At 65.0% G+C, this 19821-nt stretch carries 17 protein-coding genes; 12 read left to right on the top strand and 5 right to left on the bottom strand.

Annotation, left to right across the window (positions count from 1 at the left end; all coding sequences use genetic code 11):
• Window positions 1-189: 189 nt before the first annotated feature.
• Window positions 190-2715, bottom strand: coding sequence for a DNA topoisomerase (ATP-hydrolyzing) subunit A (locus CXR03_RS07325; RefSeq protein ID WP_104103058.1), 2526 nt, complete (start codon window positions 2713-2715; stop codon window positions 190-192).
• 113 nt (window positions 2716-2828) lie between these two features.
• Between CXR03_RS07325 and CXR03_RS07330 the strand changes: the two genes are divergently transcribed.
• The 5 genes from CXR03_RS07330 (at window position 2829) to CXR03_RS07350 (ending at window position 8669) form a co-directional block, all read left to right on the top strand.
• Window positions 2829-5525, top strand: a complete 2697-nt coding sequence (locus CXR03_RS07330) for a bifunctional GNAT family N-acetyltransferase/acetate--CoA ligase family protein (RefSeq protein WP_104103060.1) — start codon at window positions 2829-2831, stop codon at window positions 5523-5525.
• A gap of 89 nt (window positions 5526-5614) precedes the next feature.
• Complete coding sequence (locus CXR03_RS07335) at window positions 5615-6286, top strand: DUF5998 family protein (RefSeq protein WP_104054627.1); 672 nt, start codon at window positions 5615-5617, stop codon at window positions 6284-6286.
• A gap of 6 nt (window positions 6287-6292) precedes the next feature.
• Window positions 6293-7528: an alkaline phosphatase family protein gene (locus CXR03_RS07340; protein ID WP_104103061.1), complete on the top strand. Its 1236-nt coding sequence runs from the start codon at window positions 6293-6295 to the stop codon at window positions 7526-7528.
• 3 nt (window positions 7529-7531) lie between these two features.
• Window positions 7532-8284 (top strand): thymidine kinase, encoded by a 753-nt coding sequence (locus CXR03_RS07345; RefSeq protein ID WP_104103062.1) that lies wholly within the window; start codon window positions 7532-7534, stop codon window positions 8282-8284.
• A 139-nt stretch (window positions 8285-8423) separates the two neighbouring features.
• Window positions 8424-8669, top strand: coding sequence for a helix-turn-helix transcriptional regulator (locus CXR03_RS07350; protein ID WP_104103064.1), 246 nt, complete (start codon window positions 8424-8426; stop codon window positions 8667-8669).
• Between the two features lie 3 nt (window positions 8670-8672).
• On the opposite strand, the gene sepH is transcribed toward CXR03_RS07350, so the two are convergent.
• The gene (sepH, locus tag CXR03_RS07355; protein ID WP_104104030.1) at window positions 8673-10151 is read right to left on the bottom strand and encodes a septation protein SepH; all 1479 of its coding nucleotides are present in this window, start codon (window positions 10149-10151) and stop codon (window positions 8673-8675) included.
• Window positions 10152-10464: 313 nt separating this feature from the next.
• Between sepH and CXR03_RS07360 the strand changes: the two genes are divergently transcribed.
• The gene (locus CXR03_RS07360) at window positions 10465-10767 is read left to right on the top strand and encodes a DUF4193 domain-containing protein (RefSeq protein WP_104054621.1); all 303 of its coding nucleotides are present in this window, start codon (window positions 10465-10467) and stop codon (window positions 10765-10767) included.
• Between the two features lie 16 nt (window positions 10768-10783).
• On the opposite strand, the gene CXR03_RS07365 is transcribed toward CXR03_RS07360, so the two are convergent.
• Window positions 10784-11248, bottom strand: a complete 465-nt coding sequence (locus tag CXR03_RS07365; RefSeq protein ID WP_104054620.1) for a DUF3093 domain-containing protein — start codon at window positions 11246-11248, stop codon at window positions 10784-10786.
• Window positions 11249-11437: 189 nt separating this feature from the next.
• Here CXR03_RS07365 and dut point away from each other — a divergent pair, with 189 nt between their 5' ends.
• From dut to CXR03_RS07385, 4 genes are read left to right on the top strand one after another with little or no spacing between them, the layout of a single operon-like run.
• Window positions 11438-11926, top strand: a complete 489-nt coding sequence (gene dut, locus CXR03_RS07370) for a dUTP diphosphatase (protein WP_104103065.1) — start codon at window positions 11438-11440, stop codon at window positions 11924-11926.
• A 58-nt stretch (window positions 11927-11984) separates the two neighbouring features.
• On the top strand, window positions 11985-12710 hold the full coding sequence (locus tag CXR03_RS07375; RefSeq protein WP_104103067.1) for a DUF3710 domain-containing protein: 726 nt from the start codon (window positions 11985-11987) through the stop codon (window positions 12708-12710).
• Between the two features lie 4 nt (window positions 12711-12714).
• A complete protein-coding gene (locus CXR03_RS07380; protein ID WP_104103068.1) occupies window positions 12715-13071 on the top strand; it encodes a hypothetical protein in 357 nt (118 codons plus the stop codon).
• A complete protein-coding gene (locus CXR03_RS07385) occupies window positions 13068-13826 on the top strand; it encodes a DUF3159 domain-containing protein (RefSeq protein WP_104103070.1) in 759 nt (252 codons plus the stop codon). The genes CXR03_RS07380 and CXR03_RS07385 overlap by 4 nt, the downstream gene beginning before the upstream one ends.
• Here CXR03_RS07385 and CXR03_RS07390 read toward each other — a convergent pair.
• Window positions 13823-14515 (bottom strand): TrkA family potassium uptake protein, encoded by a 693-nt coding sequence (locus tag CXR03_RS07390; protein WP_104103071.1) that lies wholly within the window; start codon window positions 14513-14515, stop codon window positions 13823-13825. The genes CXR03_RS07385 and CXR03_RS07390 overlap by 4 nt on opposite strands.
• On the bottom strand, window positions 14512-15186 hold the full coding sequence (locus CXR03_RS07395) for a TrkA family potassium uptake protein (RefSeq protein ID WP_104103073.1): 675 nt from the start codon (window positions 15184-15186) through the stop codon (window positions 14512-14514). Before CXR03_RS07395 ends, CXR03_RS07390 begins: the two co-directional genes overlap by 4 nt.
• A gap of 162 nt (window positions 15187-15348) precedes the next feature.
• On the opposite strand from CXR03_RS07395, the gene CXR03_RS07400 reads away from it, so the two are divergent.
• Both CXR03_RS07400 and CXR03_RS07405 read left to right on the top strand, forming a co-directional pair.
• Window positions 15349-16659, top strand: a complete 1311-nt coding sequence (locus tag CXR03_RS07400) for a class I SAM-dependent RNA methyltransferase (RefSeq protein WP_104103074.1) — start codon at window positions 15349-15351, stop codon at window positions 16657-16659.
• Window positions 16660-16952: 293 nt separating this feature from the next.
• On the top strand, window positions 16953-19778 hold the full coding sequence (locus tag CXR03_RS07405) for an aconitate hydratase (RefSeq protein ID WP_104103076.1): 2826 nt from the start codon (window positions 16953-16955) through the stop codon (window positions 19776-19778).
• Window positions 19779-19821: the final 43 nt, after the last annotated feature.

The raw sequence follows: 19821 nt of genomic DNA on the forward strand, positions 1-19821 counted from the left end.
GATGGCTCCGCCGGCGTCCTTAGTGCAGATAACGGGCTTTGGTGCAGTCCATAGTACAGATCAAGGGCCCAAATGGCCTGTTTGGGCCCGTTATCTGCACTAAGGATTTCACCAACCATCCGCCGGCACATCCTGCCTGTCCAACGGCCGTCCCGAAAGTTCGGGGCAGCCGCCGGACAATAACCTGCGTCAGTCCGCGGCCGGATCCTCACCCGATTCCACCGGTGTGTGGCTCGGTCCGACCTGGTCAACCTGGTTGGTCAACGGAATGCCTGAGCCGTCCCGCCGTCCGTGCTCCGTGGGCAGCGCCCGGGCCACACCGTTGGCAGCGGCAGCCTTCGCCGGACCATGACCGGCCCACGCGACTACGAGGGCATCCTCACCCTTCAGGAACCGGTGTGCGCGCACTCCGCCGGTGGCACGGCCCTTCACCGGGTACTCGGCGAACTCGGTCACCTTCACCGACCCGCCGGGCGTTCCGGGCAGGGTCTCGGTCCCGGTGGAGACGGTAACAACGACGGCGGCCGGATCGTTTTGCGCCACCACGCCGAAGAACAGCACATGGTCATCGGCACCGAGCTTGATGCCGGCAACACCGCCGGCGGTGCGTCCCTGCGGACGGACCAGCGAGGCGCTGAAACGCAGCAGCTGGGCGTGTTCGGTGATAAACACCAGCTCGTCGGTGTCCTGCGCCGCCACGCCCACACCCACCACTTCATCCTTGGGCTTGAGCGTGATGGCTTCCCAGTCGTCCCGGTTCAGCGGGTATTCAGGATTAACCCGTTTCACGATGCCGTTCCGGGTGCCCAGCGCAATGATCTCGTTCAGCGGCACCAGGCCAATCAGCTTTTCGCCCTTGGCCAGCGTCATGAAATCCTTCACCGGAACCCCGCCGGCCATGTTCGGCAGGCCCGACGTCGGCGGCAGAGCCGGCATATCGAGGACCTGGACACGGACCATCCGGCCCGACGACGTCACCGCCCCGATCTCCCCGCGCGCCGTAGTTTTCACCACAGAGCGGAACACATCGTGACGCACCCGCTGGCCTGCCTCGGTGAGCGGCTCCTGGTTGGAGGTGCGGGCCAGCTGGCCGGAACTGGTGAGGATGACCCAGCAGGGATCATCGGCAATCTCCAGCGGCAGTGCCGCCTTGGCGCCCTTGCCGGTGACGGCGGGAGCGGCAGCAACACCCTTCAGCGGTGATGCCGCCTCGGATTCCAGCAGCACCGTCCGCCGCGGAGTGGCGTACTTGGCCGCCACCTCGCCGAGTTCGTCGGAGACCAGGGACCTCAGCCGCTGTTCGGAGTCGAGGATGGCCTGCAGCTCCTTGATCGCCAGGAGCAGGTCATCCTTTTCCTTCTCCAGCTCGATGCGGGAGTACTTGGTCAGCTGGCGCAGGCGCAGCTCGAGGATGTGGTTGGCCTGGATTTCCGTCAGGTCATAGATGGCCATCAGCCGTTCGCGGGCCTGGGCCGTCTCATCCGAGGAGCGGATGATCTGGATGACCTCGTCAATGTCCACGATCGCAATGAGCAAACCCTCGACCAGGTGCAGCCGGTCCTGCTTCTTGCGCAGCCGGAAGGCGGTGCGGCGGCGGACGACGCCAAGGCGGTGCGCCACGTAGACCTGCAGCAGTTCCACCAGCCCAAGAGTCCGGGGCTGCCCGTCCACCAGGGTGACGTTGTTGATGCCGAAGGAATCCTCCATGGGCGTGTACCGGTACAGCTGGGCCAGGACGGCGTTGGGGTTGAAGCCGTTCTTGAGCTCGATGACCAGGCGCAGTCCGTGGCTGCGGTCCGTCAGGTCCACCACGTCCGAGATGCCCTGCAGTTTCTTGGAGGTGACCGCGTCCTTGATCTTCTCGATGACCTTTTCCGGGCCCACCATGTACGGCAGTTCGGTGATCACCAGTCCGGTGCGGCGGGCATTGAGCTGCTCCACCTCCACCTTGGCGCGTGTTTTGAAGGACCCGCGGCCGGACGCGTAGGCGTCGCGGATGCCGTCCAGTCCCACAATCCGTCCGCCGCTGGGCAGATCCGGGCCGGGGATGAACCGCATCAGCTCATCCAGCGTGGCCTCGGGGTTGGCGATCAGGTGCTGGGTGGCGGCAATGACTTCACCCAAGTTGTGCGGTGCCATGTTGGTGGCCATGCCCACGGCGATGCCGGTGGTGCCGTTGACCAGCAGGTTGGGGAAGGCCGCCGGAAGCACCTCCGGCTGCATCAGCTGGTTGTCGTAGTTGGGGACAAAGTCCACCACGTCTTCATCCAGATGGTCCGTCAGCGTCAGCGCCGGAGCTGCCAGCCGGGCTTCGGTGTACCGGGCGGCCGCGGGGCCGTCGTCGAGCGAGCCGAAGTTCCCGTGCCCGTCGATCAGGGGCAGGCGCAGCGCCCAGTCCTGCGCCATGCGGACCATGGCGTCGTAGATGGCGGAGTCGCCGTGGGGATGGAGCTTGCCCATGACCTCGCCCACCACGCGTGCGGACTTCACATGGCCGCGGTCCGGCCGCAGGCCCATGTCCGCCATCATGTACAGGATGCGCCGCTGGACGGGCTTGAGGCCGTCGCGGGCGTCGGGGAGGGCGCGGGAATAGATCACCGAGTACGCGTACTCGAGGAAGGAACCTTCCATCTCGGTGGTGACATCAATGTCGATGATGTTCTCGGCGATTTTCTCGCCGGGTGCGGTTTTGGAGACGGTTTGGCGCCGGGCCATGCTGTTGTCGGGTCCTTGCATTGGTAGGGCTTATACGGGGTTGCAGGGGGATCCGGCGCGGCGGCCGAAGCGTCCTGCAGACAGCGGAGAAAATTTCCCACTACTCTGAGTCTATGGCGGAGCAGGGACATTACCCCGAATATTGGGAAGCTGACGTGGTGTTGCGGGACGGCGGCACCGGGCATTTGAGACCCGTGACACCCGGGGACGCGCAGGCATTGCAGGAGTTCCACATGCGCCAGTCCCAAAGCTCCATCTACCTGCGCTTCTTCACCTACAAGGCCAAGCTCAGCAACAAGGAGCTGGCCCGGTTCACCAACGTGGACTACAAGGACCGTGTGGCCTTTGTCATCACCATCGGCTCGGAAATCATCGGCATTGGCCGTTATGACCGCCTCGATGACCCCACCGAAGCCGAAGTGGCCTTCAACATCTCGGACGGCCACCAGGGCCGCGGCCTGGGTTCCATCCTGCTCGAGCACCTCGCCGCTGCGGCCCGGGAGAACGGCATCCGCCGCTTCTCCGCCGAAGTGCTGCCGGAAAACCGCAAAATGATTGGTGTGTTTGCCGACGCCGGCTACGAGGTGCGCCGCCACTTCGACGACGGCGTGATTGCCCTGGACTTTAACATCGACCCCACGGACAAATCCCGGGCCGTCATGGAATCCCGCGAACACCGCGCCGAGGCCCGCAGCGTCGCGGACCTGCTCTCGCCGTCGTCCGTTGCCGTCATCGGAGCCAGCCGCGAATGGGGCACCGTGGGCTACCAGCTGCTCGAGCACATCATCGAGGGCGGCTTCACCGGTTCCGTGTACGCCGTGAACCCGGAGGCCTTCGAGCTGGCCGGCATGGTGTCCTACGCCCGGATCTCGGATGTGCCCGAGCCCGTGCAGCTGGCCATCATCGCCGTTCCCTACGACCAGGTGCAGCCGGTGGTGGAGGAGTGCGCGCGCGCCGGGGTCAAGGGACTGCTGGTGGCCACCGCGGGATACGCGGACGACGGCGAACGCGGCCTCGCCCGGCAGCGGCGCCTCGTGCGGCACGCCCGCGCCAACGGCATGCGCGTGGTGGGTCCGGCGTCGCTGGGCCTGATTAACACCCGCCCCGGGGTCCGCCTGAACGCCTCCATGGCGCCGTCCCTGCCCGAAGCCGGGGGACTGGGTCTGTTCAGCCAGTCCGCCGCCATCGGCGTCCTCCTCTACGCCGCGGCACAGCGGCGCAGCCTCGGCCTGTCCTCCACCATTTCCGCCGGCAACCGGGCCGACGTGTCAGGCAACGACGCCATGCAGTACTGGGAAGACGACACCGACACCCGGGTGGTGGGCATGTACCTGGAGTCGGTCGGCAACCCCCGAAAGTTCTCCCGGATCGCCCGCCGCCTGGCCACGTCCAAGCCGGTGATCGTCGCCAAGTCAGACGTCACGGGACTGCAGCTGCCGCCGGGCCACGCCGTCCGGACCACCCAGGCCCCCGCCGGAGCGCTGGATGCCATGCTGCGGCAGTCCGGCGTCATTCGGGTGAACACCAACGAACAGTTGATGGATGTTGCCCAGATTGCCGTCAGCCAGCCCCTGCCGGCCGGCAGGGCCCTGGCGATCTTCAGCAACTCCGCTGCCCTGGGCCGGGTGGTGGCGGATGCCGCCGTCGGCCTGGACCTGGAAGTGCGCAGCCTGCAGACGGATCTGGCCCTGGATACCGGAATGAGCGTCGCCCTGCCGCTGCTGCGCGCCACTGTCACCAAGGCACTCGCCGACGACGCCGTGCATGCCGGCGTTGTAACCCTGCTGCCGTCTCCCGGGCTGACGATGGAGAAAATTGCGCAGTGCCTGCAGGAGTGCGTGGCCGAGTCCGGCAAACCCGTGGTGGCTGCCTTCACCGGAATCATGGACCCCACCGCGCATGTGGAAGGACTGCTGACCGAAGGGGGAAGGGAGGAGGACGGGCGGCAGTCCGGCCTGCCGTGCTTCTCCAGCCCCGGGGCCGCCGTCTCGGCGCTCGCCTCCCTGGTCCGGTACACCGAATGGGCCGCCCGCGACCACGGGCACTTCGTCGAGCCGGCCGGAGTGGATCCCGACGGCGCCCATGCGCTGGTGGAAAAACTCCTGTCCCGGGTTTCAGGTGACGGGCTCATGCGGCTTTCCGCCGAGGAAACCACGCAGCTGCTGGGCTTCTACGGCATTCAGCTGCTGCCATCGGTTCCGTTCAGCACGGGGGAGGAAGCCGTGGCGGCAGCAGATTCCCTGGGCTGGCCCGTGGTCATCAAGACCATGGACGAACACCTGCGCCACCGCCTCGACTTGGGCGGCGTGCGGATGAACATCTCCACGCCGGAAGAGCTCCTCACCAACATCGCGCAGATGAAACAGTCCCTGGAGCCTTACGGCAGCTTTGAACTTGAAGTGCAGACCATGGCGCCCTCGGGACAGGGCTGTACCGTGCGGGCCATTGAAGATCCGCTGCTCGGGCCGGTGTTGTCCTTCGGCCTGGCTGGAGACGCCGTGAACCTTCTGGATGACTGGGCCCACGGAATTCCGCCGCTGACGGACACGGACGTTGCGGACCTTGTGCGTGCACCGCGTGCCTCCGGCAAGCTCTTCGGTTACCAGGGGTTGCCCAAGGCCAACGTTGCCGCACTGGAGGACCTGATTTCACGGCTGGCACTGTTGAAGGACGAGCATCCCGAGATAGCGCTGTTGGAAATCAACCCCGTGCTGGTCTCAACTACCGGAGTGACTGTCCTCAGCGCGGACGTCAGGCTCGGCAACCCGCAGCAGCGGACGGACAGTGCCCGGCGGGCGATGCGGGACTAAGGCATGGTCCGGGGGCCCGGCAGGATGATCTCGCAATCCTTCCGCGCGCCATTTAGGTGCTGGGGTGCTCTCTGGGGGAAACTGGAATCATGTCGCCGTTACTTTCCTCTGAACGCCGCAGCCTGGACGCCTCCATGGAGCGGGCCGGCTTTTATCCCACGCTTCTGGCCGACGTCGTCCACGACGCCCTGGACGGCCGCGAACCGCTGTCCCACCTGATTCACCTGGAGACCCACTTCGAGCGCACCGAAGTGCACCGCCACATCACCGTGCTGGTGCTGACCGAGGACATGCTGGTGATCACCCACGTGGATGACCAGCAGCTGGACGAAGCCGGGGAACAGATGATGGCCCAGGTTTCCACCGAATCGGTGCCGGTTACGCAAATCCGGTCCGTGGTCCTGGGCTACATGTATGCCCAGCCGCAGGACTACAAGCCCTCCGACCAGGCCCGTGAACTGACCCTGGCCATCGCCTGGTCGGGCGGGCAGCGCCTGGACATGGGCCCCGCAGGCTGCGCGGACCCGCAGTGCGATGCCGACCACGGCTACACCGGCACCATCGCCCAGGAGGACATTGTCCTCCGCGTCAGTGCTGAGGCGGACGGCGCCCAGGCCGTGCAGAACGCCAAGGACTTCGCCCGGGCACTGCGCAAGGTCAACACAGACACAGTCAATGCCCGGGCCATGGAACCCGGGGATGCCCGCCAGCGCGTTGCGGGCATCGGCAGCCGCTTCAACCGCAGCCACCACCAGCGGTAAGGGGTTATGAACTCCTCCTCCGGAACAGGCTCCGAATCCGGCAAGATCACCCGGGAACCGCTTCCTCCCGCCCCCGGCTACGGACGCAGCAGCGTTGCCGACGTCCTCACCAGCTCGGCCGCAGTCCTCGGCGTTCCCGGTTTCGAGAACACCCTGAACCTGCCGGCAGCCAAACGAGTCTGCGTGGTCATGGTGGATGGTCTTGGCTGGTCCCTGCTCAAGCAGCGCGGCGGGCACGCACCGTTCCTGCGCAGTTTTGTACCCTCGGCCAGGGTGCTTACGGCAGCTTTTCCCACCACGACGGCGGCATCACTGGCCTCCCTGGGAACCGGACGTCCGCCGGGCGAACACGGCATGGTCGGATACGACGTGCTGGATCCGGACCAGGACAAAGTCGTCAACATGCTCGGCAACTGGGACGCCGGTGTGGACCCGGAGCGCTGGCAGCCCTGTCCCACCGTTCTGGAACAGGCGGCGGAGCACATTCCGGTGGCTTCCGTGAGCCTGCCGCGGTTCGCGGACTCCGCGATGACCCGTGCCGCTTTGCGCGGGGGTGAGTTCATCGGCGCGACCGGCGTCCATGCCCGGGTGGCGGCAGCAGCCCAGGCTCTGGCCGCAGCGCCGCGGATGCTGATGTACCTGTACTGGAACGAGCTGGACAAAGCCGGCCACAAGCACGGATCCCAGTCGCAGCAGTGGGGTTTCCAGCTGGAGGAGCTGGACAGCGCGCTGAAACTTCTGGCCTCCCGGCTCCCGGCCGATACGCTGCTGCTGCTCACGGCGGACCACGGCATGGTGGATATCGCTCCGGAACACCGGCATGACTTCTCGGCAGACCCCTCGCTGATTGCCGGTGTGCGGCACACTGCGGGCGAGCCGCGCATGGTGCACCTGTATCTGGAACCCGGGGCAGGCGAGCAGGTTCGGCAGAACCTGATGGACTCCTGGAGCCGTGCCTACGGCAACAAAATTTGGATCGCCACCCGGGAGGAAGCCGTCAACGCCGGTTATTTCGGACCGGTTGTTTCCCCGTCCGTGCTGCCGCGTATCGGTGACGTCCTGGTGATGGCACGCGAGCCGATCGCGTTGTATGACCTGCGGCGGATGAAATCCGCGTCCCTGGAAGTGGTGGGCCAGCACGGTTCCCTGACCCGCGCGGAGCGGGAAGTTCCGCTGCTGCAGCTTGCTGCACCGGCTACCAAGCGCAATCCCGGGGCACAGTCCGGCGGGAGAAAGAAGTAAACCGTGGCCGAGCTAGTTTTCTTTTCCGGGACCATGGACTGCGGCAAATCGACGCTTGCCCTGCAGATGGACTATAATCACAGTGCCCGCGGCCGCGGCGGAATCCTGTTTAGCCGCAACGACAGGGCGGGGGATTCGATGATCTCTTCCCGGCTGGGATTGCGCACCCCTGCAGTGGAAGTCACGGACACCACGGACTTCTGGAACGAAGTGTCAGGCCGCCGCCGGACCGGTCTGCCGGTGGATTACCTCATTTGCGATGAAGCGCAGTTCTATTCCGCGGACCAGGTGGAGCAGTTGGCGCGCGTGGTGGATGAATTGTGTGTGGATGTTTTTGCCTTCGGCATCACGTCGGATTTCCGGACCCGGCTTTTCCCCGGGTCGCAGCGCCTGATCGAACTGGCTGATCGGATGGAAGTGCTCCAAGTGCGGGCTCTGTGCTGGTGTGGCCGAAGGGCCACCCACAATGCCCGCACCGTGGACGGGGTCATGGTGGTTGAAGGGGACCAGGTTGTGGTTGGCGACGTGGGCAAGCATGCTCCCGCGGCCGGATCGCCTGCGGCAGCTGACACCGTCACAGAGGAACCGCTCTTTGCGGTTGATGCTGTCGAAACCGTGCCGGTCGTGGGATATGAAACCCTCTGCCGCCGGCACTACATGCGCCGGGTCACAGCCCACCAGGCGGAGTCGATCTCCGCTGCTGATGACTCTCCGGCCGACCTGGATGTCTGCGCGGTTCATCCCCGCATCCCCTAAGGAGCTCGGGTTCCGTCACGGCGGCCGTACATATCCTCGAAGACGCCGGATACCGGGGGCCGGCACGCTGCACGTCTGCTGATCCTGTGCGGCGTGCTCTTTGGCGTGCGCCATCTGCTGCAGCGGCGCAAAGGCTGACGTGCGCAATCGAGTTGAGGAATTCCGTGCGAACCGTGAGTGGTCCCAACAGCACCTCACCGATGAGCTCGGCGTCTCGCGCCAAACCATCATCTCCATTGAACGCGGACGGTTTGATCCGTCCCTGCCGCTGGCCTTCCGGCCTGGGTCGCTCTTCGGCAGTACCATCGAAGACCTGTTTATCCCCGACGACTACTCCCCAGGCACGCCCGGAACGTCCCATGCACCGGGTGCGCCCCCGGCGTGAAGGCTAGTCGCCCTTGGTGCCGAAGACGATCTCATCCCAGCTGGGTACCGAGGAACGCTTTGGCTTGATCGGACGGCGGTCTGCGCCGTCCTCGTCCTTGCCGGCTTCAGCGCTGCCTGCGTCATCGGTCCGGCTGCTGGCGGAACCCATCCGGTCCCAGGGGAAATCCGTCCGGCCGCCCTTGCGGCCTCCGGTTTTCTTGCCGCGTGCAGCCGGTGCGGTTTTGCTGCTCTCAGCAGCCTCTGCGGCGTTGCCTGTCTCGGTCGAAGCAGCCCGTGCAGCATCGGCGCCGTCAGCGGCATCAGGGTGGTGCGCCTTGACGTCGGCTCCCGCGGCGCCGGCCTTGGCGGACCCCGGGAACTTGTCGGAGCCGGTGCCTGTGCGCGCAGAAGAAATGTCCGCAGGCGTGTTGGTGCCGGTATCTTCAGCTGCCTCGCTGCGGCGGCGGAAAGGCCGGGCCAGAATACTAATTTCGCGCGTCTCGGAGGAAACACCGTTGGGCAGGCGAACCGAATCGGGACGGTCCGCCGAATCCATTCCTGCAACATCCGGTGCCAGCGTCAGACGGCCGGTGCGGGGACCGCTGGAGGCGGCGTCATCCGTTTCGGTGCGGCCCTCCCGAGGATGTGCCGCAGGGATGCTGCCCTTTGCCAGCAGCGCCGCCAGGGCGTCGTCGCCGTCTTCGTCGGCACCGAGACGCTGCCCGCGGCGGGAGCGCAGGACCTCCAGCAGGTTTGCGGTCTCCTCGTCGCGTGCTCCATCGACACCGTCAGCCTCGGGCACCGGGACGGCCTCAAAATCGAAGACGCGGTCCGCGACGGCTGTCAGCCGGCGCGACGGTACGGGGGAGTCCAGCGGCTCCAGCTCACTGAGCAGCTGCGCCCAGCGGTTGGCATTGGACACGCTCTTGCGCAGCGGGCTGAAAGTCCAGCGCGCCGGCGGTTCTTCGCCCACGGAAACCCGGGACTTTTCATCGAGATCAAAACGGGCAACGACATCCCACGTGGAATCCGGGCGACGCCAGGCATCCCATTCGACGCTGTCGGGGTCCACACCGAAGGCCTTGAGCCGGTGATTGACCATGTCGCCGAGATTGACCGGACTGTCGCCGAACGTACTGCGGTACCCGTCGTGCGTAGCCGAGAGAGGGGCAGCCACTTCCACGGCCTGTGCCTGGCGGGCAACATAGTCGCGTTCCGCGCGGACCGGGCCTTCATAGCGGCGGATGTGGGCGAGGTCCAGACCGGAAACCTCAGCGACGTCTTCGGCGCTGGCGCCGGAACGGATTCGTGCCTGAATGTCTCGCGGAGTCATGGCTGGACCTTCAGGCCGCTCGGCGGGAGCTGTGGAACGGTGCACCGAGCGGGAAACCGCCACCCGCAGCGCTTCATCCATGCGCAGCCGGAATGTTTCCCCACCCTTGCCGCTGAGCAGCAGATGCTCGCCACCCTCATGGACACCCACGAGACGCAGATCCTGCATGAACCAATCCTCCACCCGATAGCAATTCCTTCTGGAAACAATGCCACCCGCAGCGCCGAAAGCCTACTGTTTGCAGGGGCGTGGCGCGGATCGCCGCCTCCTGCTGCCGCTTTTTTTGAGCATCCGGAGGCGCCGGGACAGCCCGATGGTGGTTTTTCGCTTTCGACTAGACAAAAATCTCCGGTTTACGGGCACAAAACGCAACCCCGTTGCGTTGATACCTCAGAACCTGCAAGCGGCCGGTTCCGAACCGGCAGAACGGGCTCAACACAATCTTCTCCAACAACTCGACCGGATGGTGAGAGTACTTATTATGGCGACAGACTATGATGCGCCGCGCAAGACAGAAGAGGACGTCAGCGAGGAATCCATTGAAGAGCTGAAGACGCGCCGCACTGCGACCACGCAGTCCGCGGTGGTGGATGAAGACGAGGCTGAAGCGGCGGACAGCTTCGAGCTGCCGGGCGCGGACCTCTCCGGGGAAGAGCTCCTGGTGCGTGTACTGCCGCCGCAGGCGGACGAATTCACCTGCGCGTCCTGTTTCCTGGTGCGGCACAGGTCGCAGATAGCCCTGGAAAAGGACGGTTTGGCCTACTGCACGGACTGTGAGGGCTGAACGGGTCTCTGAGCGGTTAGCTGTTCAGAGCGCGGACCAGATCCTCGGGATGACGGGTGGACGTGAGCCAGTACGGCGTGCGGTCTGCGGGGTCGGTGATCTCGATCTTGACCACCGGCGAAATCCAGCCGCGAATGCACATGTACGAGGTGGCGTTCAGTCCCCGGCCGCGCTGATACGTGGCATCATCTCCACGGAAGCCCTCCACCGAACCGATATGGACCCGCTCAATTTCCGCCTTGCCTACCTGCAGGGTGTCCGGCGTGACCCGGATGGTCGGGGTGCTGAGAAGCAGCAAAACCGTCAGAATCACGGCGACCACAACGGCGGCAATTATCCCGGTTTCCATGCTGATGGGTACGAACACGAGGATGCTTGAGGCTGACACGCCCAGGACCATCACCCAGATCCAGAATGAGGGAAGAAGCCGCTCCGAGTAGAGAACGGTACTGGCGGGAGTCTGGGCAGAGGGGGATGACATACCTCCAGCTTGGCATCTTTGTTCCGTCATTTCATCTTGGTGCTCGGCGGGGGGAAATGCCGTTCCGCCACGTTCGGAGAAGCGTCAGGAAAACACGCTAAAGTGAGGTGCGGTATTCCCCGGGAGCTTCCCGGGCAGAACTGTAAGACGCAGCCACGCGGACCTGATCGGAACGCGGGCCACACATCAATGAAGTCGGAGACACCGGTGCTTGAAGCAGGCCCCACAATGACCGTGCAGCTGAAGATGCTCGACGACGGACTGGAACCGCCGTCGTACGCCCACCCGGGCGACGCAGGCGCGGACCTTCGCACCCGGATCGACTTTGTCCTGGAGCCGGGGGAGCGGAGGCTTGTTCCCACCGGCGTGGCTTTGGCCCTTCCTTTCGGCTATGCAGCGTTCATCCATCCCCGTTCGGGGCTGGCCACCAAACACGGCCTCACCGTTGTGAATGCTCCCGGCACTGTCGACGCCGGCTACCGGGGTGAGATCAGTGTCACGCTCCTCAACACCGACACCACCACCCCAATCACCCTGAAGCGCGGTGACCGGATCGCCCAGATGGTGATTCAGAGGGTGGAGACTGCGTCTTTTGAACTGGTCGATGAACTGTCCGAATCCGTTCGCGGCACCGGCGGATTCGGTTCCACCGGCGGCTTTGCTGCACTGCCTGCCTAGAGCGGCTGTCCCGGGGGCCGGCAGCGTGAGGCCTCCTACAAGAGAGAGGAACCCGGTCATGGCATTTGGGCGACTGAAGAAGAACAAGCAGGATCAAGCCAAGCAGGATCAGGAAGAACAGGGGCAGGACGGCGCCGACGAAGTTGTCGACGCTGCAGCCGGCTCCGAAACGGGCGCAGCCACGGGCCCGTGGGACGTCAGCGACAAGCCGTCCGAGGACGGTTATGTGGATCTGGGAGCGCTGCGCATTGCGGCAGCCCAGGGCCTCCAGCTGCGCCTGGAAGTTGAAGAGAAGACCCAGCGGGTGGTTGCGGTGACCCTCGACCTGAACGGCTCAAGCCTGCAGCTGCAGGCTTTTGCGGCACCCCGCTCAGAGACTCTCTGGGATGAAATCCGCGGACAGATCGGCAAATCCGTAGGTTCGCAGGGCGGCACCGTGGACGAGCTCGACGGCGTTTTCGGCACCGAACTCCTGGCGAAGGTTCCGGCCCAGGCCCAGGACGGGTCCAAGGGGTACCGCGTGGCCAGGTTCGTCGGTGTGGATGGACCGCGCTGGTTCCTGCGCGGCGTCTTCGGCGGCCCGGCCGCTCTTGATCCGCAGGAGGCCGGTCCGCTGGAAGACGTCTTCCGCAACGTCGTCGTGGTCCGCGGTGAACAGCCGCTTCCGCCGCGGGACCTGCTGCAGCTGCGTTTGCCGCGTGATGCTTCGCCCCTGCCCCGGCCTGCCGCGCCGGTCAAACCGGGTCCGCCGGAGCGCGGCCCTGAGATAACGACCATCGGCTGAGCTGATGCCCACCGAGCAATCCGCGCTCCCCGGCAAGCAGGGTCCGGTGCCCGTCAGTTCCCTGCCCGAACGGGGCCGGGTCTACAGTGGCGGGTACGTGGAGTCCATCACCGTGGTTCCGGCGACGGAGCCTCCGCGCTTCACCGCCATGGTGGAGGACCGCGAAGCCGCGTACCGCGATCCGGCGTCCCGCAAGCCGCGTGCCCGGGTCCGTCTCATCTGGATTGGACAACGCCGTGTGCCCGGAGTGGAAGCCGGCACCCAGCTGGCGTTCGAGGGCATGGTCAGTACCGTGGGAAGCTATCCCACCATCTACAACCCCCGTTATGAAATCATCGGACGTCCGGAGAACGAAACATGACTGAGCGACCCGGCAGCGACCTGCCCGAATACCGTCGGTCGGCTGAGCCTTCCGGCGGGAACCCTTCGGCCGAGGAGCAACAGCCGACACTCGGCGACGTTGCCGGTGCCTACGCGGCCAAGGCGGGAGTGGAACGCGGAGACGACGGGCAGATCGATGTGCTCAAGTCAGTCGGCGGGGTGCGCGGGCTCGCTGAGGCCATTGTTCCCGGCCTGCTCTTTACCTTGCTTTTCACACTGACGTCGGAGCTGTACTTGTCGCTCGGCGCAGCAGTGGCTTCGGCGGCAGCCTTCTCAGCAGCCAATCTGGTGCAGAAACGTCCCCTGATGCAGGCCCTGACAGGGGTAATCGGCGTCATTATCTGCGCCGTCTTCGCCCTGCGCAGCGGCAGCGGGACAGAGTTCTTCCTGCCGGGCTTTTTCGTCAATGCCGCGTACATCCTGGCGTTTGCCGTTTCGATTGCCGTCCGCTGGCCGGTGGCCGGACTCCTGTTCGGATTCATCCGCGGTGAGAACCTGGAATGGCGGGCGAACCGGAAGCGGGTCCGCGCCTATGCACTGGCCACCTGGATCATCATCGCGGTGTTCGCCCTGCGCCTCGGCGTTCAGCTTCCGCTGTATCTGGCGGACAACGTGGGGGCGCTGGGCACCATGCGCCTTGCCATGGGCGTTCCGCTGTATGCCCTGGGGCTGTGGCTGGCCTGGATGGTGTCCCGGCCGTTGACCCAGCAGGAGTCCGGGAAGCACCCGGGCTAGAACGTTTCAGGCTCGGAATCGGGCCGGGACCGCTCGGGCAGCAGGACGGCCCGCAGCTGGTCTTCGGCTGCGATGGTGCAGATAAAGAACAGTTCGTCGCCGGGCTCAATGACGTCATCCCTGCTGGGGGTGATGGGGGCGTCGTCGCGGAGGATGGCCGTCACAGTGGTGTCCAGGGGCCAGTCAATGGACCCGAGAGTCTTGCCGGTCAACGGTGAATCGGACGGAACCGTGAACTCCACCATCGAGGCCACTCCGGTTTGCAGCGTGAGCAGCCGTACCAGGTCACCGACCTCCACGGCTTCCTCCACGAGGGCGGTCATCAGGCGCGGTGTATTCACCGCCACGTCGACACCCCAGGAATCATCGAACATCCAGTCGTTCTTGGGATTGTTCACCCGGCCCACGGTGCGTGCCACACCGAACTCGCTCTTGGCCAGCAGTGAGACCACCAAATTGACCTTGTCGTCCCCTGTGGCGGAGACCATGACGTCGGCCTCCTCCAGCCGGGCATCCTTCAGTGTGGTCAGCTCGCACGCGTCGCCAATCAGCCAATGGGCGCCCAACAGTCCGCTGCGTCCCACCACCTCGGGCTTTTCGTCGATGAGAAGTACCTCATGATGGTGGGAAAGAAGCTCCTTGGCGATGGAGGACCCCACACTCCCGGCGCCTGCAATCACAACTTTCACTGCTTCTCCCTGACCGGCGCAACCGAAAGGATGCGGCTGATTTCGCTGGTGCGCTCCACGTTCATCATGGCGTGCAGGACATCGCCCTGCTGGTAACTGGTGTCCGGGCGGGGGAGTATTCCCTCTCCGAACCGGGTGACGTAGGCGATACGGACCTCGGCTGCCTGTTCAATGCCGCTGAGTGTTGTGCCCAGCCAGCCCTCGTGCAGGGACAGTTCGCCCAGGATCAGCCGGCCGGATGACTCGCGGAAGTCTCCGTTAATGCTCTGCTCCGGCAGGATGCGCCGCAGCACCTGGTCGGCGCTCCAGCGCACTGCCGCGACAGTGGGGATGCCGAGCCGCTGGTAGATTTCCGCGCGTCCGGGGTCATAGATCCGTGCCACCACATGCGGGACGTGGAACGTCTCTCGCGCCACCCGGGTGGCCAGAATGTTGGAATTGTCACCCGAAGAAACGGCTGCAAAGGCGTAGGCCTCCTCGATCCCGGCCTCTTTGAGGGTCACGCGGTCAAAGCCGACGCCGGTGACTTTCCGGCCCGTGAAGGTGTGCCGCAAACGCCTGAACGCCCGCTCATCCTGGTCAATGACGGCCACGGTATGCCCGGCATTGTCCAGTGTGTGGGCCAGCGACACGCCCACTCGCCCGCATCCCATGATGACGTAATGGGCCACCTGCCACCTCGGTTCCTGATGATCGACTGCGAAAAAACCCAACCGCCAGCATAGACCTGTGAAGGCAGGCGTGCGGTCCGGCCTGCGGGACCGGCGAATATGCACCGGGGCGCAGGCATGATGTGATGGTCTTTTAGGCTCCATCAGGAAGTATCCGCCACTATGACAACCGACACCACCGCATCCGAGATCGAACTCACTATTGGCACCCCCGCCCACGGCGGCCACTTTGTGGCACGGCACGAGGGGCGCGTGGTCTTTGTCCGGCATGCCCTGCCCGGCGAGCGGGTCCGCGCCCGCCTGACGGAAGCGGGCGACGGCGCCAAATTCTGGCGTGCGGACGTCGTGGAAGTGCTCGAAAGCGTTCCGGGCCGGGTGGAGCACTTCTGGCCTGAAGCCGATGCGCTGCGCGCTGCTTCCCGCGGGCGGCTGCCCGTGGGCGGTGCCGAGTTTGGGCACATTGAGCTGCCCTTGCAGCGCGAGCTTAAGGCACAGATCTTCGCGGAGCAGCTGAGCCGGCTGGCCAAGGAAGACCGGACGGTGACGGTTGAGCCTGCCGCTGAAGAGCGGGAGGACGGCCTGCACTGGCGGACGCGCGCCAGCTTCTCGGTAGCCCCCGGCGGCCGGCTGGCCATGCACGCGCACCGTTCCGAGGAGCTGATCCCTGTCCAGCGGATGCCGCTGGCCGTGGACGCCGTGAACGATCTGCAGCTGTGGGACGTGGACTTCAGCGGTGTCTCCCGGGTGGAGGTGGCCGTTCCGTCAACCGGCGCACCCCTGGTGTTGCTAATCCCCGCTGCAGGCGCGCACCCCAAGGCACTGGGCCGCATCGCCTCCGCCCTTCCCGAGGGAACCTCCATAGCGTCCTGGGACCCGGAGACCTCAACCCTGAACCGGCTCCGCGGCCGCACCTGGGTGCAGGAGAGCGTGCTGGGGCATGACTACCGGGTGACCGGTGCGGGTTTCTGGCAGATCCACCGCAGTGCGCCTGTGACCCTGGCGCAGGCTGTCCTGGACGGGCTCCAGATCCAGCCGGGTGAGCAGGTCGCCGATCTGTACGCCGGCGCCGGTCTGTTCACGGCCCCGCTGGCCGACGCCGCGGGCGAATCGGGACGCGTTCTTTCTGTTGAGGGTTCTCCCGGAGCCAGCCGCGACGCCCGCAAGAACCTGTTTGCCTCGCCCCAGGTGGAAATCCTGCAGGGACGCGTGGACAAGTCGCTGGCCGCCTACGAGGGCCGCCTCGACGTCGTGCTGCTGGACCCGCCGCGTGTCGGGGCAGGCAAGGACGTGGTGCGCCGGATTGACGCCGCCGCCCCGCGCACAGTGGGCTACGTTTCCTGTGACCCGGCGTCATTTGCCCGCGATCTTGGCTACTTCAAGGATTTGGGCTGGCAGGTCGATTCGCTGCGGGTCTTCGACCTCTACCCGCACACCCACCATATGGAGTCCTTTGCGGTCCTGACCCGCCCGTAACCGTCTGTAACGGGGCCTTAGGGGTCCGTGTCGCAGGCCGCACGGCTATCCTCCCCGTCACATGGGGGTGTAACGGATAGTATAGGGAGCAGTTGTGCAGATCCGCGCCGTGTTGGGGAGCCTTTGCCTGCTTAGGCGGGCAGAGTTTTCGTTCGGCAGTGGGGCAAAATCCGGCAGGGAAAATAGTCCACCATTTTCCCTGCCTTCCCCTGTGGTTTGCCGGTTAGGGAGTCCTAACTGGCATGCCGCGGACCGCTGGACAAAGATAAAACGGTGGCGAGAGGAGTCCTATTATGACTAATGTGGACAGCTTCGGATCCAAAGGCGTACTAAACGTCGGCGGAAACGAATATGAAATTTTCCGGTTGAATTCCGTCGAAGGTGCAAAGAGCCTTCCGTTCAGCCTCAAGGTCCTGCTGGAAAACCTGCTGCGCACCGAAGATGGTGCCAACATCACCGCAGATCACGTACGTGCACTCGCACAGTGGGATGCAAATGCAGAACCCAGCACTGAAATTCAGTTCACCCCGGCCCGGGTCATCATGCAGGACTTCACCGGCGTCCCCTGCATCGTGGACCTGGCGACCATGCGTGAAGCCGTTGCCGAGCTTGGCGGAGACCCCAAGCGGGTCAACCCGCTGGCGCCGGCCGAAATGGTCATTGACCACTCGGTCCAGATTGACGCCTTCGGCAACTCCGGCGCCCTTGAGCGCAACATGGAAATCGAATACCAGCGCAACGGCGAGCGTTACCAGTTCCTTCGCTGGGGCCAGACTGCCTTCGATGACTTCAAGGTTGTTCCCCCGGGCATGGGCATTGTCCACCAGGTCAACATCGAGTACCTGGCCCGCACCGTCATGACCCGCGAAGTTGACGGCGTCCTGCGTGCCTACCCGGACACCTGCGTCGGCACCGACTCCCACACGACCATGGTCAACGGCCTGGGCGTGCTCGGCTGGGGCGTTGGCGGCATCGAGGCCGAGGCAGCCATGCTGGGCCAGCCCGTCTCCATGCTGATCCCGCGCGTTGTCGGCTTCAAGCTCACCGGTGAAATCCCCGCCGGCGCCACCGCCACCGACGTTGTTCTGACGATCACCGAAATGCTGCGCAAGCACGGTGTTGTCGGCAAGTTCGTAGAGTTCTACGGAGAAGGTGTCGGCGCTGTGCCGCTGGCCAACCGCGCCACCATCGGCAACATGAGCCCGGAATTCGGTTCCACGGCCGCCATGTTCCCGATCGACGACGTGACCCTGGACTACCTGCGCCTCACCGGCCGTTCCGACGAGAGCGTTGCCCTCGTTGAGGCCTACGCCAAGGAGCAGGGCCTGTGGCACGACCCGTCCGTTGAGATCCAGTACTCCGAGTACCTGGAACTGGACCTCTCCACGGTTGTTTCCTCCATCGCCGGACCGAAGCGCCCGCAGGACCGCGTTGAGCTGACCAACGCCAAGGAACAGTTCCGCAAGGACCTGAAGAACTACGTCCACGAGACTGTTGAAGCCGAGAGCGGCACTGTCGACGAGACGCTGGAAGAGACCTTCCCGGCCTCGGACGCGCCGTCGTTCAACGCCAACGCCACTCAGGTGGAAGACCGCGAGCACGACCTGGTGGAGAAGGCTGACGCTCCGGCTGAACGCTCCACCAACTCGGTGCCGGTCACCATGGCAGACGGCCGCAGCTTCGAGCTGGACCACGGCGCCGTGTCGATCGCCTCGATCACCTCCTGCACCAACACGTCCAACCCGTCGGTGATGATGGCAGCAGCAGTGCTGGCCCGCAACGCAGTCGAAAAGGGCCTCACCGCACAGCCGTGGGTCAAGACCTCGATCGCTCCGGGTTCCAAGGTAGTCACCGACTACTACGAGAAGTCCGGCCTGATCCCGTACCTGGAGAAGCTTGGCTTCTTCGTGGTCGGTTACGGTTGCGCCACCTGCATCGGCAACTCCGGTCCGCTGGAAGAAGAAATCTCCACGGCCATCCAGGAAGCCGACCTGGCGGTCACCGCAGTCCTCTCCGGTAACCGCAACTTCGAAGGCCGGATCAACCCGGACGTGAAGATGAACTACCTGGCCTCCCCGCCGCTGGTTGTCGCTTACGCCCTGGCCGGCACCATGGACTTCGACTTCGAAAATGACCCGCTGGGCCAGGACGAAGCCGGCAACGACATTTTCCTGAAGGACATCTGGCCGAACCCGGTCGAGGTCCAGGAAATCATCGACGCCTCCATCAACAAGGAGATGTTCAGCAACAGCTACGACACCATCTTCGAAGGCGACGACCGCTGGAAGTCCCTGCCCACCCCCGAAGGTGCAACCTTCGAGTGGGATACGGAGTCCACGTACGTCCGGAAGCCCCCGTACTTCGAGGGCATGAAGGCCCAGCCGGAGCCCGTCACCGACATCGAGGGCGCCCGCGTCCTGCTGAAGCTTGGCGATTCGGTCACCACCGACCACATCTCCCCGGCCGGTTCCTTCAAGTCCGACACCCCGGCAGGCCGCTACCTGCTGGAGCACGGCGTCGAGCGCAAGGACTTCAACTCCTACGGCTCCCGCCGAGGCAACCACGAGGTGATGATCCGCGGTACGTTCGCGAACATCCGCATCAAGAACCAGCTGCTCGACGGCGTTGAAGGCGGTTTCACCCGCGACTTCAGCCAGGCAGATGCACCGCAGGCAGCCGTCTACGATGCTTCGGTCAACTACCAGGCCGCCGGCATTCCGCTGGTTGTCCTGGCAGGCAAGGAGTACGGTTCCGGTTCCTCGCGTGACTGGGCTGCCAAGGGTACCGCCCTGCTGGGCGTCAAGGCCGTCATCGCCGAGAGCTACGAGCGCATCCACCGCTCCAACCTCATTGGTATGGGTGTCCTTCCGCTGCAGTACCCGGCCGGCGTCAACGCCGAGTCCCTGGGCCTGACCGGAACGGAAACCTTTGCGGTTTCCGGCGTGACCGAACTCAACAACGGCACCACGCCCAAGACCGTTACGGTCACGGCTACGCCGGAGAACGGTGAAGCCATCACCTTCGACGCGGTCCTTCGCATCGATACCCCGGGCGAAGCGGATTACTACCGCAACGGCGGCATCCTGCAGTACGTCCTGCGCCAGATCACCGCTAAGTAGCAAGGCGCCCCTCACCGCAGCTGATGCGGATTTGAGGATTTGG

Source organism: Arthrobacter sp. 08Y14 (assembly GCF_002929455.1).
GTDB classification, from domain to species: Bacteria; Actinomycetota; Actinomycetes; order Actinomycetales; family Micrococcaceae; genus Arthrobacter_B; species Arthrobacter_B sunyaminii.